We start from the raw sequence: 12,188 nt of genomic DNA on the forward strand, positions 1-12,188 counted from the left end.
ATTCGGCGCAGTCAACACCTCAGCGCCATAATTCATGGCCTGAACCGGCAATTCAGCTCTAGACATCCGATGTATCGTGCCGGAACATCGGATGTCTCAGCAGACTCAGGAGGTGAGGCGATGCGCGTCACCGACGAAGCGATCGATCGGATCAAGCAGATGATCGTCGCCGGTGAACTGCGGCCGGGCGATCGCCTGCCGCGTGAGGCCGACCTCGCTGCCCGCCTCGGCCTGTCCCGGAACTCCTTGCGCGAGGCCGTTAAGGCGCTCGCGCTGATCCGGGTGCTCGAGGTCCGTCAGGGCGACGGGACGTTCGTGACGAGTCTCGACCCGTCGCTGCTGATGGAGACGATGGGCTTCGTCCTCGACCTGCACCAGGACGCCTCGGTGCTGGAGTTCTTCGAGGTACGGCGGATCCTCGAGCCGGCTGCCGCGGCCCGGGCGGCGCTGCGGATGGCGGACGACGACATCGCGGCGCTACGCAAGCTGCTCGACGATCTCGGTCCGCAGCCGTCCGTCGAGGATCTGCTCACCAGTGACGTGGAGTTCCACAAGCTGGTGGCGATGGGGAGCGGCAATCGCGCGCTGGCCTCGATGATCGACAGTCTGCGGCAGCCGACGTACCGGGCACGGATCTGGAGAGGGCTGACGCAGAGCGACGCCGTCGCCCGGACACTGGCCGAGCACCGGGCCATCCTCGACGCGATCGAGGGACGTGAGCCGGAGGTGGCCAGGTCCTGGGCGACGGTGCACATCGCCGGGGTGGAGCGCTGGATTCAGGAAGCGGTCAATCTCGACGAGGACCAAGCTCCAGCAGAACTGCGGACGGCATCGGGAGGGACAGTTCGACCGCTCCGTCGCGCAACTCCAGTGGAGTACTGACCATCCGGCTGCGCTCCGACAGCTCGGCGAGTTCGGCATCGGTCGGCCAGTCGCCAAGACCTTCTGCGGCTGTGGCGACGTCACCTGCGCCAATGGCCAATGTGGTGGCCCTCGCTTCCCAGGACTGGTCCACGCCGGGCAACCGGACCTGAACCCTCCTGGTCAGTTCTGGCGCCCCCGACGACTTGGTCTGATCGAGGGTCAGGTTCCACAGCAGTACGGCGATGCGGTCGCGATCCCGGGAAGCCCAGGCTTCCACCAGGCTCCCGCCGCCGTCACCGTCGTACGTCACCGGCAGCTCGACCGGCCCGAGCCGGCTGAGCAGCGTCATCGCGTGGTAGCGCGGTTTCGCCAGTCCACCAACGGTTTGCAGCCCGAAGCCGCCGTGCAGCAACCGCGGCGGCCGACCGAGCTCCTCGAAGTGGTCGGACGCGACCCAGTACGAGAGCGCGTCGATCCGCCCGGCCGCGGACCGCATGCCGCGGAGCAGGAATACTCCGGAGAACACCGAATCGTTGATCGGGTTGAAGTGCGTCGGCGTCACGCCCCACTCGGTCCAGACGATGCGCGCATCGCCGTACCCGTGCCGCTCCAGCGACGCGCGTACGTCGAGCGGCGGCGATCCGTACGTGTGCGTGGACACGAAGTCGACCGGCGTACCGAACCGTTTGGCGTGGACAAGCAGGTCGTCCACCCAGCCGGCTGCGGCTGAGGACGGTCCGCCGACCGCGAGGCGTGGGTCGACGGACTTCACGGCGGCAGCGGACACGTCGTACAGCTGGAGCCATTCGGCCTTGGTGCCGGACCAGAAGACCTCGAGGTTGGCCTCGTTCCAGACCTCGAAGTCCCAGGTCAGCACCTCGTCGAGGCCGTACCGGTCGACCAGGTGCTGCACGAGCGCGCGGACCAGGTCGTGCCAGCGCTGGTACGACGCCGGCGGCGAGATGATCGCGCCGTACTCGAAGACCGTTTTCGTCGGGTCGCTCGCCAGCTCCCGCGGCATGAACCCGAGCTCGACCACCGGCCGCAGCCCGATCGCGAGCAGCCTGTCGTAGATCGCATCCACGACGGAGAAGTCGTACGAATCACCGTCGATCACGTGCGTGTCGTCGTGGAAGATCGCGTGTGCGCGGACCGTGCGCACGCCGATCTCGTCGTGCATCCGGCGCAACGCGTCCTCGAGTTCGCGGCCGATCTCGTGCCCGCCGGTCAGGTCCTTGCAGAGCAGCTGGCTGAGCCGCTCGCTGCCGACCATCGGCTCCCACGGCGGCCGCAATTCAGTGCCCTCGGCAACCACATCGACGGTCACGGTGACTTGTGGAGAGATGCCGCCGGCAACCAGTGGTACGGCGCCGACGGTCTGACTCGGACGCCCGTGGGTCGTCACCTCGGGCACGCTCGCGACGGCGTAGCGGTACGGCGTACCCGGAGTGCCCGTGGTGTCGACGTACGGCGGCGACGGGACCGACAGCACGTCGCCGCTGTGATGATCGACCGGCTCCAGCGGACCGCGTTCTCCGGTCCCCCTGAGGATCAGGTAGCCGACCGCGCCGTCCACCGGCGACCAGTCGATCGTCACCTGGCCGACGCCGCCGACCGCCGTGACCTCCTTCGGCGGATCGAGCTCCGGGAAGGCGAACGCGCGGTCCTCGTCACTGCGGACCGCGATCCGTTCGTCCCAGTCGGTCTTGGCGTCGTGCTGCATCTAGGTCGTCTCCCGTTACTCGAGGCCGGATTCGAACTGTTCCATCCCGATCAGGGGACGGATCCGGCTCTCCACCGTCCGGCTGGCGAAGTTCCGCCGGACCAGGTTGTCGCCGAACACGTTGCCGATGGCACCCATCACCATCGCCTGGTCGAGGGACAGGTACCGCTTCGCGATCAGCCCTGACTTGACGGCGACCGCGTCGTAGAACCCGCCACCGCCGTACGCGTGCAGGGTCTTCTCGATCGTGCTCAGGTTGTCGATCGCCTGCCGCGGCGCGTACGCCATCGCCAGGAACGCCGCGTGCGGAGTGACGACGCCGTCGCCGTACGTCGGGTTCGGGTTGGTGCCTTCGCGGCAGCCCTCGAAGCCTCCGTCGAAGTTGGTGCCCTCGAGGTCGGACGGGTAGCCGCCCGGGTCCATGCCGAGCGGCTCGACGCCGTAGACGGAGTACCCGCCCTTGGGATTCGAGGCCGGCGAGAAACCCCAGTAGCCGTACTTCGCGTCGTCGAGGCCGTGCTCGATGTGCGCGCGGACCGTGAGCGGGTGGTTGATACCCCAGCTGCGCGGCGCCCAGGTCGACTCGGGGACGAACAGGTCGGGCATCAGCGACTCGAACATGTCACCGCCCCAGGACGGGACGATCCGCATCCCGCGGTAGTCGTACGTGCCTTCGAAAACGTCGAGGCCGAGGTACGTCCGGTGCACGCCCTTCGGTTTCTGCTCCACCCACGACCAGTCGCAGCTGTCCGGGAAGGTGCGGTACGTCGCGAAGTACTGCGTGTGCGGGACCTGGTCGAGCGCGAACCCGACGTACCCGGCGATCCTGGCCTCGGTGTTGCAGGTGTCGTAGTGGAACTTGCGGTAGTACACGTCCGGGCCGACGCCGGCGTGGTTACCCTTGTCGGTCTCCTCGTCCGGCGGTGGCGTCTCGAAGAAGCCGCCGCGCATCAGGCCGCCCGGGCGAGCCGCGGGGTTGTAGTAGAACGCGAAGTTCATCTTGTTCAGCAGCGAGTCCGCGAGCGCCCGTGCTCCCGGCTCGGCGTTGCGGACGACCATCAACGCGCAGGCGAACCAGGCGTTGTCGACACTCGAGACGAACGGCGTGATCGGTTTGGTCCCGTCAGGGTCGACGTACCGGACCTCGCCGGTGGCTTCGTCGTACCAGTTGAAGTACATGCCGCTCGGCTCGTGATGTACGACGTTCTTCATGGTCGTCAGCGTCTGCGTGATGCGGCGCAGCGACTCCTGCGGCGAGATGATGCCGAGGTGCTTGGCGACGACCGTGCTCCACAGGTAGCCGCCGATGTTGGTGGGGGAGGTGTAGTTGCTGCGCACCGGGTTCGTCACCGATTCGCCGATGTTGTCGGCGGGCAGGCCGGTGTGCTCGTCGGTCATCGCGACGATGCTGCGCCAGGTGTCACGAGCCCACCGGCCTACAGTGGCTTTGTCCTCGCGACTCGGTTTCCAGCCGCCTTTCAAGAGCTCTGCCGGTGAAGGCGTTCCTCCGAAGGCGGGCGTTGCGGTTCCGATCAATGTTGCGGCGGTGCCGGCGGCTAAGACTGTGCGGCGACTGATGATGGCGGTCATCTGGGGTCTCCTCTTCGAGTCCGGACCTGTGCTACTTGAGTCCGGTGATGGCTATGCCTCGGGTGACGTGGCGCTGGAAGGCCAGGAACATCACCAGCACCGGTACGACGACCACGACCGCGCCGGCCATCAACAGGCCGTAGTTCTGCGCGTTCTGTCCGGTCGAGTACAGCGCCAGGGCGACGGGAAGCGTGTACTTGTCCTCGGTCTGGGCAATCACCAGCGGCCAGAGGAAGTTGTTCCAGGATCCGAGGAAGGTGAGGATGCCGAGCGTGGCCAGCGCGGGCCGGGTCAGCGGCAGCATGATCCGGGCGAAGATGCCCAGCTCACTGGTGCCGTCGACGCGGCCGGCGTCGATCAGGTCGTCGGGCAGCCCCAGGAAGAACTGCCGCATCAGGAACACGCCGAACGGCGAGACCAGGAACGGCAGGATCAGGCCGGGGTACGAGTTCGCGAGCCCGGCGTTGGTGACGAGGACGAACAGCGGGACGAACGTGACCATGCCCGGGATCATCAGCGTGGCCACCACCAGCACGAACAACGCGTTGCGGCCCTTGAACCGCAGCTTCGCCAGCGCGTAGCCGATCATCGAGCAGAACGTCAGGTTGCCTGCCGTGACGGCCAGTGCGACCAGGGTCGAGTTGAGGAAGTAGCGCGGGAAGTTCGCCTTGCTGAACAGCTCGTCGTAGTTCTGCGACGTGGGCTGGTCCGGCCACCACGTCGGCGGGACCCGGAGCAGCTCGCCCTGGGTCTTGAAGCTGCCGAGCACCATCCACAGGAACGGCGCCGCGACGGCGACCAGGCCGAGCACTCCGATCAGGTAGATCCACCAGGTACGGCGCATCACTTCTCCCTCAGCAGCCGGAACTGGATGAACGTGACGACCGCGATGACGACGAACAGGATGTACGCCATCGACGTGGCCAGCCCGTAGTTCCCGAAGCCGAACTGGTTGTAGGTGTACATCGACACCGAGAGCGTGCTGTCCAGGGGACCGCCCTTGGTCATCACGAACGGTTCCTCGAAGAACTGCAGGTAACCGATCCCGATGGTCACGCAGTTGAACAGGATCGTCAGCCGCAGCAACGGCAGGATCAGGTACCGGAATCGTTGCCAGGGGCCCGCACCGTCGATCTGTCCGGCCTCCTCGACCGATTCCGGGATGCCCTGCAGGCCGGCGAGGAAGATGATCATCGCGGAGCCGAAGTTCCGCCAGACCGCCATCGCGATCAGCGACGGCATCGCCCAGGTCTTGGACGCCAGCCAGTTCGGGCCGTCGATGCCGACCCAGCCGAGCGCGGTGTTCAGCAGACCGTTGTCCGGTGACAGGACGAACCGCCAGATCACCGCGATCGCGACGATCGACGTCACCACGGGAAGGTAGTAGCCGACCTTGAACAGCGCCTGGAACCGCTTGATGCCGCGATCCAGCAGCACCGCCGCACCCAGCGCCACCACCAGAGTCAACGGGACGCCGACGATCACGAAGTACGCCGTGTTGAAAGCCGCCTTGCGGAACGTCTCGTCCGACAACGCCTTCACGTAGTTGTCGAACCCGACCCCGTTCACCGAGAACGGCGTCCGCAGATCCCGCTGCTTGATGTCAGTGAAACTCATCCCGAAGGACCCGAGCACCGGCCCCGCGGTAAACGCCAAGAACAACACCACGAACGGCAGTACGAGAATCCAGGCAGCCGCGGCCTCGCGGGTGATCCGGCGCCGCGGGCGCCCAGGCGGCGACTTACGCCGTACCGCCTGGGACTGCCTATCGGTGACGACAGTCATCGTACTCAGCTACCGCCCGTGCCGATGGCGGATGCTTTGGTTTGGATGGCTTTGGCGGTGTCGGCGGGGGACTGGCCGGACTTGGCCATCTTCTCGACCTCGGTGTCGAACGCCTTCGCGACCTGCTCCCAGTTCACGATCGCCGGCGGCGCCTTGGCGTCCTCGAGCTGCTTACCGAACACCGGCAGCAGCGGGTCGGACGCGATACTCGGGTCCTCCCACGCGCTCTTCACCGCCGGCAGGTCCGACGACAGCTTGAACCACGACGCCTGCGTCTTCGCGTCGGACAGGAACTTGACCAGCTTCCAGGCGCTGTCCTTGTTCTTCGACGACTTGAACACCACGAAGTCCGACCCACCGACGAACGACGTCGCCGTCTTGTTCTTCGGGATCTGGAACACCCCGATGTTCGGCTTGATCGCGTCGCCGCCGGCCTTCGCCACCGACCCCGCCATCCACGGACCGGAGATGAACATCGGCACCTGCCCGTTCACGAACTGCGCCTCGGTCTGGTTCGGCGGCAGGTCGGTGCCGGCCAGCTTCTCGGTGAAGAAGCTCTGGTAGTACTTCAGCCCCTCCTGCATCTCCGGGGTGTCGAAGGTGAACTCCTTCTGGTCGTCCCCGGTGATGTTCGCGCCGGCCGACCAGGCGAACGGCATCACCGTCTGCCAGGACCCGTCGCCGCCCGGCTGCAAGTTGATCCCGTACTTCGCGCCGGCCTTCTCCTTCATCGCCTTGGCCATCGCCTTCAACCCGTCCCAGTCCGTCGGGGGAGTGCTGAAGCCGGCCTTCGCGGCGAGATCCTTGCGGTAGAACACCAGCCGCGTCTCGACGTACCAGGGAACGCCGTACTGCGTTCCGCCGACCTTCGTGGTGTCGAGCGCGCCCTCGTAGAACCCGGAGTTGTCGAAGCCCTGGGGCGTCGGGTCGAGCGCGCCGAGGTCGGCGAACTCACCCATCCAGGTGGTGCCGACCATGGCCGCGTCGGGCAGCGTGTTCGCGGTGATCGCGGTCGTGAACTTGTTGTGCGCCGCATCCCAGGGGATCGGGGTGACGGTCACGTTGACGCCCGGGTTGGCCTGCTTGAACTGCTCCATCAGCTTGGGCAGGTTCTCGCCCTCGGTGCCCATCGCCCAGACGGTCAGGTTCCCGGTCGCGGGTCCCTCGCTGACACTCGTGGTCGGTTGCGACCCGCCGCTCGGCGTGTCCTCGGATCGTCCACACCCGGCCAAGGCGAGCGCTGTCGCGGTCAGTGCAGCGCTGCCGATCACCAGCCGGCGGCGGATGCTGTGGGTGAACATGTGTTGTCTCCTCACGTATTACTGCGGAGTTACTGCTGTGCATCCCCCGGGCTCGTGCCGCAGCTGTCCCGCAGCACCAGTTCTGTTGCCAGTACGTCGTTGCGCGCCCGGGTCCGAGCCCCGGTCACCCGCTCGTGCAGCCGTTCCGCGGCCACCCGCCCCAACTCGGCCATCGGCTGCCGCACAGTCGTCAACCCCGGCGACACATACCGAGCCGCCATCACGTCGTCCCACCCGGTCACGACAATCTCCCCAGGCACCCCGACACCATTCGCGCCGAACATCGCCAGCACCGCTAGCGCCAACTCGTCGTTCGCACAAACCAACCCATCCGCCCGCCCGCCCACCTCGCCCAGCGCGCGGCCCCCGCCGCCTGCCCCGCCCAGCGCGCGGCGCCCGCTGCGGGTGGTTGCCTGAAGCATCTTCTCGGCAACCGTCCGTCCGGCCTCCTCTGTCAGCGGGACCCGCACCGGCTTCGGCACCTGCAGCCCGCGGAGCTCATGCGCCTTCGCGAACCCGGCGTACCGCTCGGAAACGTCGTACGAACTGGCCGGATCACCAACGAACAGAAGACTCTCGCGCCCGTGATCAAGCAGTCTGGTAGTGAGCTGCTCGGCACTCGCCGCGCTCTCGCTCCGCACCGAGTCGCATCCGGTGACCGGCGGATGCGCGATCAGCACGACCGGTACGCCGGCCTTCCGCAACCCCTGCACCGTCGGCAGATCGAGAGCGTTGCCATGGACAACGATCCCGTCAACACGCCCGGCCAGGTCCATCACGGTGCGCCGCGGATCCGGGTTGCCGTGCGTGACAGTGATGACGACGCTCTGACCGTGTTCACCGGCCCAGCGCTCGTACCCCATCAGCAGGTCGCCGTAGAACGGACCGGCGAGATCCGGCAGCACCAGCCCGTGCGCCTCGTGCCGCTGTACGGCGAGACTCCGCGCGGCTCGCAGCGGTACGTAGTTCAGCTCCTGCGCCGCCTGGTCCACCCGCGCCCGCGCCTTCGCCGACACCGGCCCGGTCCCTTGCAGGACACGCGAAACCGTCGCGATCGACAGCTTCGCGCGGGCCGCGACATCGTAGATCGTCGCCGGCCGGCCGGTGGGTCCGGAAGGCACTGGGTTCGCTCCTGGGAAAAGTGGAAGCGCTTACAGTTTTTACACCTTGCCTTGTATCGATCGAACGGTCAAGGGTTCGGCGCCGGTGGATCTCTGGTCTGCGAGGATGCAGGCGTGACCACACAGGAGCGGAAAGACCGGGTCTTCCTGGTCCGGCACGGCGAAACCGAGTGGAGCCGGTCGGGCCGGCACACGTCCGTCACCGACCTCCCGCTGACACCGGACGGCGAGCGAGTCGCCGCGAGTCTGCGGGAGCGGCTGGCGGAGGAGTCCTTCGACCTGGTGCTGACATCACCGCGGCAGCGCGCCCGGCGTACGGCGGAACTCGCGGGCTTCCCCGACGCGGAGGTCGACGACGACCTGGTCGAGTGGAACTACGGCGACTACGAGGGCATCACCACTGCCCAGATCCGGGAGACCGTCCCTGGCTGGACAGTCTGGGACGATCCGGTACCCCACGGCGAAACAGCCGCCGAGGTCGCCGCCCGTCTCGACCGCGTCAACGCCCGCCTGGCCGCCGTACCCGGAGACGTCCTCGTCTTCGGCCACTCCCACGCCCTCCGCGGCCTCACTGCCCGCTGGCTGGAACTGGACGTCACCGAAGGCCGCCACTTCGTCCTCAACACCGCCACCATCTCCACCCTGGGCTGGGAACGAGGCTCCCCAGCGGTATTGCGCTGGAACACCTGACCGGCTCTCCGGAACATTTCTTGCGCTAGCTGGCAGAAATGTTCCGGAAAGCTGTGATGGGGCAGCTGGGTGAGCAGGGGGTGGCGTCGAAGAACGGGTTCGTACGACGAAGTACCTGGAGAACCTGTACGGCGGCATCGCACGCGCGATTCGTGACGTCGAACCACCCGTAGCGCAGCGTCGCCTCGGTCCGTAGCGTGGCGCGATTGTCCCGATCGAGATCACGCCACCGCTGCTGCGGCACGAGATGGAGCCGACCGTCGAGCTCCACGTTCAGGCTGAACCCGGTGTAGTGCACGTCCGTGAACTCGTGGTCGACGGATCGCTGCCGTTGCCCGCGCGGCAGACCGTGACGACGTTCGACGTCCCGTGCGTAGCGAATCTCCAACAGCGAGTGTGATCCAGCGACGACGTCGGCGATGATCGGCCGGAGACTGCTGCGGTGTCGCAGACGTGGGCGGTGCGCGAGCGAGCCCAGGATGTCCTCTGCGCCGACGCGGCCGCTCTGACACGCCTCCGCGATGACCGCGGCCGCCTCGTCCAGCGACGGCGCGACGCCCACGATGTCGAGGACCGCCTCTGTGGGCGTACGTCGCGGTGGGGCGACGGCGGCGAGACGGGCGGCCCAGTGTTCGTCGCGATGAACGACGAGACCTGCGCGTGGCAGGACCTTGCGGTGCTCCGGGATGGTCACGTACACGCGGCGCTCCGGATCCGGCTTGATCAGACCGAGTTGCTCCGCGGCGGTGTAATGACTCCACGCTGCCTCGGGCCCGGCGTACAACAGGGCCGCCAGCAAGCGTTCGCCGTACCCGATCGGGCCTGTGTGCGTGACGTATACGCCGGGATGCACTGCTCGCCACCGCCTGTTGCGCAACGGTCTTCTGATGCGCGGCTCGGACCAGCCCGCGGCGAGTAGTTGGGCGCGCGACACGATCTGGCCCTGGTCGTGGATCAGCGCATCGATCCCCTTCTCGCGCAACGGTTGCATCCACCACCATTCCACGCGGCCAAGGATGACCGATTTCGTGCGTGCCCGCCGTACCCCTTGTGGACAACCAGGGCGTCCGCTGCTTTCCGGAACTTATTTTGCGCTGGTTGGCGAATTCTTTCCGGAAAGGCGGGCTACGAGGAGCTCAACCCGGGCGTCACGTTGGCCGGGGCGGAGGCGGCGGGCGTGGGCGAGGGTGGCTTGGCCGTGGAGGGCGCTCCAGAGGACCTCGGTGAGGGTTTCGGAGTCTTCGCCGGCGGCGAAGGGCTCGATCGCGGCCTGGAACTCGGCGAACGCGGTCTTCAGCAGCAGCGGGCTATCACTGCTAGCGAATTCCAGGTCGGTCGGGCGGACGAAGATCGCCTCGTAGACGGCCGGGTGGTTGGACGCGTACTCGAGGTAGGCCTTGGCCAGAGCACTGAGTCCGGCTGCGGGGTCCGGTGCGCTGGTGCGGGCGTAGCGCAGTACGGCGATCAGTTCTTCGATGCCCTGGATGGCGACGGCGTCGGCGATCGCGTTCATGTTCTCGAAGTGTCCGTAGAGGACCGGCTGGCTGTAATCGATGGCCTCGGCCAGCCGGCGGGTCGTGACGGCGCCCCAGCCGATGGATTCGGCGAGCTCGCGGGCGGTGCGGAGGATCAGCTCGTGACGCTCGGCACGGGCCCGTTCACGGCGTGACTGAGTCGGCATGGCCCAAATCCTAGCATTGCTAGACAACCTAGCACTGCTCAGTAATCTATCAGCGCTCGTCAATCTAGCAATGCTAGACAATCTAGCAACGACAGGGTTAGCATCGCTAGGAAATCTAGCGCTGCTAGATTCTGCCGATGCTGTTGAGGAGTCCTGCGATGTTGAGGAGTACTGCGATGCGCCGCTTTACCACCGTCCTGACGGTTCTGCTTGGTGTCTTTCCGCTGACGTTCGGGTCCCAGTTCGTGTTCAACGGGTTGTTCGGCGGGGATGGCGCCGCCGCGAGCTTCGGGATCGACCCGTGGCCGACCGGGACTGCCGCCGGGTACTTCGCGGTGAAGGGCGTTCGCGACATCGCCCTCGGGCTCGTCATCCTGGCCCTGTTCGCGCTCGGCCAGCGGCGCTCGACGGGGGTCGTCATGGCGATCACCACGATCGTCCCGATCGTCGACATGATCACCGTCTTCACCCACCACGGCCCCGCGGCCACGGCACTCGGCATTCACGGGCTCACAGCACTCGTCGTCCTCTTCGACGCGGTCCTACTACTCCGCGAACGCAGCACCGCCGACACCGCGCAGACCGGTGAGACTGTTCAGCCGGTCCACTCGTAGAGGTCGATCGTGCAGTACTCGCGGAAGCCGAGGGCCTCGTATACGGGTCGCCCGGCGGGGGAGGATTCCAGTACGGCGTACTCCGTGCCTGCTGCACGCAGTACGTCGTACGTGATTGCTGCCCCGATCCCGCGCCGGCGCGCTTCCGGCACCGTCATCACGAAGTACAGCCCGGCGACGCCCGCGCCGAGGTACACCGTGGCGGTCGCGACTGGCGTACCGTCCAGCCATCCGAGGTAGTGCTGCCACGGGTCGTCGTACCCGAGCTTCCGGTACACCGACGCGACCCACCGTGCCTCGCGCTCTCCCTCGCCGAACCCCTGCCCGAGCGTCGCCTCCCACACCGCCAACGACTCGTCGTCCTGCACCCGCGTCAACGACAGCCCCGGTACGGCGCGGGGCGCGATCAGCTCCGAGATCCGCACCGCCATCCCCGGCTCGCTCCCAGCTGCGACGAACCCCGCCGCGGTCAGGGACGCGCCGCCGATCGGCATCGACGGCCCGACATGCCAGTTGCCTGGTACGCCGTGTTTCTTCAACTCCGCCAGGGATTCGGCAACCACGTCCACAGAAGACGCCCGCACCACCGCGTTGTGATAGTCGATCGGCGAACCACCGATCGTCCACTCCGCAAGGTCGTCGACCCGCTGCGACCCACCGCCCGCCGCGCCCATCGCCATCAGCAACTCGGCCGCGTTCTCCTCGATCGCCCGCACCACATCAGCGTCGTCCACCCGAACCACCTGAGTCTCGTCGACTATGCGATGCCTCAGTGTCGTTCACCCACGCCACCTGCGTCTCCTCTATTACCCGCTGCGT

12 protein-coding genes are annotated in these 12,188 nt (G+C 67.0%); 3 read left to right on the forward strand and 9 right to left on the reverse strand.

What is annotated here, in order from left to right; all coding sequences use genetic code 11:
• Positions 1-120: 120 nt before the first annotated feature.
• On the forward strand, positions 121-882 hold the full coding sequence (locus EV647_RS25210; protein ID WP_134006928.1) for a FadR/GntR family transcriptional regulator: 762 nt from the start codon (positions 121-123) through the stop codon (positions 880-882).
• On the opposite strand, the gene EV647_RS25215 is transcribed toward EV647_RS25210, so the two are convergent.
• The 6 genes from EV647_RS25215 to EV647_RS25240 are packed head-to-tail and all read right to left on the reverse strand — an operon-like array spanning position 788 to position 8,384.
• Positions 788-2,587, reverse strand: coding sequence for a xylan 1,4-beta-xylosidase (locus EV647_RS25215; protein ID WP_134006930.1), 1,800 nt, complete (start codon positions 2,585-2,587; stop codon positions 788-790). The genes EV647_RS25210 and EV647_RS25215 overlap by 95 nt on opposite strands.
• 15 nt (positions 2,588-2,602) lie before the next feature.
• Positions 2,603-4,177: a glucoamylase family protein gene (locus EV647_RS25220; RefSeq protein WP_134006932.1), complete on the reverse strand. Its 1,575-nt coding sequence runs from the start codon at positions 4,175-4,177 to the stop codon at positions 2,603-2,605.
• 31 nt (positions 4,178-4,208) lie between these two features.
• On the reverse strand, positions 4,209-5,021 hold the full coding sequence (locus EV647_RS25225) for a carbohydrate ABC transporter permease (protein WP_134006934.1): 813 nt from the start codon (positions 5,019-5,021) through the stop codon (positions 4,209-4,211).
• Positions 5,021-5,962, reverse strand: a complete 942-nt coding sequence (locus EV647_RS25230) for a carbohydrate ABC transporter permease (RefSeq protein WP_166680019.1) — start codon at positions 5,960-5,962, stop codon at positions 5,021-5,023. Before EV647_RS25230 ends, EV647_RS25225 begins: the two co-directional genes overlap by 1 nt.
• A 5-nt stretch (positions 5,963-5,967) precedes the next feature.
• Positions 5,968-7,263, reverse strand: coding sequence for a sugar ABC transporter substrate-binding protein (locus EV647_RS25235; RefSeq protein WP_134006936.1), 1,296 nt, complete (start codon positions 7,261-7,263; stop codon positions 5,968-5,970).
• Between the two features lie 29 nt (positions 7,264-7,292).
• Positions 7,293-8,384, reverse strand: coding sequence for a LacI family DNA-binding transcriptional regulator (locus EV647_RS25240; protein WP_134006938.1), 1,092 nt, complete (start codon positions 8,382-8,384; stop codon positions 7,293-7,295).
• Positions 8,385-8,498: 114 nt separating this feature from the next.
• On the opposite strand from EV647_RS25240, the gene EV647_RS25245 reads away from it, so the two are divergent.
• Positions 8,499-9,074: a histidine phosphatase family protein gene (locus EV647_RS25245; RefSeq protein WP_134006940.1), complete on the forward strand. Its 576-nt coding sequence runs from the start codon at positions 8,499-8,501 to the stop codon at positions 9,072-9,074.
• A 25-nt stretch (positions 9,075-9,099) separates the two neighbouring features.
• On the opposite strand, the gene EV647_RS25250 is transcribed toward EV647_RS25245, so the two are convergent.
• Positions 9,100-10,080 carry a hypothetical protein gene (locus EV647_RS25250; protein WP_134006942.1) on the reverse strand — a complete coding sequence of 327 codons (981 nt, stop codon included), beginning with the start codon at positions 10,078-10,080 and terminating at the stop codon, positions 9,100-9,102.
• 78 nt (positions 10,081-10,158) lie between these two features.
• Positions 10,159-10,755 (reverse strand): TetR/AcrR family transcriptional regulator, encoded by a 597-nt coding sequence (locus tag EV647_RS25255; protein WP_134006944.1) that lies wholly within the window; start codon positions 10,753-10,755, stop codon positions 10,159-10,161.
• A 176-nt stretch (positions 10,756-10,931) separates the two neighbouring features.
• Between EV647_RS25255 and EV647_RS25260 the strand changes: the two genes are divergently transcribed.
• Positions 10,932-11,369, forward strand: a complete 438-nt coding sequence (locus tag EV647_RS25260; RefSeq protein WP_202876308.1) for a DUF4267 domain-containing protein — start codon at positions 10,932-10,934, stop codon at positions 11,367-11,369.
• On the opposite strand, the gene EV647_RS25265 is transcribed toward EV647_RS25260, so the two are convergent.
• A complete protein-coding gene (locus tag EV647_RS25265) occupies positions 11,351-12,103 on the reverse strand; it encodes a GNAT family N-acetyltransferase (RefSeq protein WP_134006948.1) in 753 nt (250 codons plus the stop codon). The genes EV647_RS25260 and EV647_RS25265 overlap by 19 nt on opposite strands.
• Between the last annotated feature and the right edge of the window lie 85 nt (positions 12,104-12,188).

It is taken from the genome of Kribbella sp. VKM Ac-2566, from assembly GCF_004366005.1.
In the GTDB taxonomy this organism is placed as follows: Bacteria; Actinomycetota; Actinomycetes; order Propionibacteriales; family Kribbellaceae; genus Kribbella; species Kribbella pratensis.

Bases quoted from the DNA above. Each gene is read 5' to 3' on its own strand.
- EV647_RS25260 (WP_202876308.1), top strand. From the start codon at position 10,932: ATGCGCCGCTTTACCACCGTCCTGACGGTTCTGCTTGGTGTCTTTCCG.
- EV647_RS25235 (WP_134006936.1), bottom strand. From the start codon at position 7,263: ATGTTCACCCACAGCATCCGCCGCCGGCTGGTGATCGGCAGCGCTGCA.
- EV647_RS25225 (WP_134006934.1), bottom strand. From the start codon at position 5,021: ATGCGCCGTACCTGGTGGATCTACCTGATCGGAGTGCTCGGCCTGGTC.
- EV647_RS25215 (WP_134006930.1), bottom strand. From the start codon at position 2,587: ATGCAGCACGACGCCAAGACCGACTGGGACGAACGGATCGCGGTCCGC.
- EV647_RS25255 (WP_134006944.1), bottom strand. From the start codon at position 10,755: ATGCCGACTCAGTCACGCCGTGAACGGGCCCGTGCCGAGCGTCACGAG.
- EV647_RS25220 (WP_134006932.1), bottom strand. From the start codon at position 4,177: ATGACCGCCATCATCAGTCGCCGCACAGTCTTAGCCGCCGGCACCGCC.
- EV647_RS25210 (WP_134006928.1), top strand. From the start codon at position 121: ATGCGCGTCACCGACGAAGCGATCGATCGGATCAAGCAGATGATCGTC.
- EV647_RS25230 (WP_166680019.1), bottom strand. From the start codon at position 5,962: ATGACTGTCGTCACCGATAGGCAGTCCCAGGCGGTACGGCGTAAGTCG.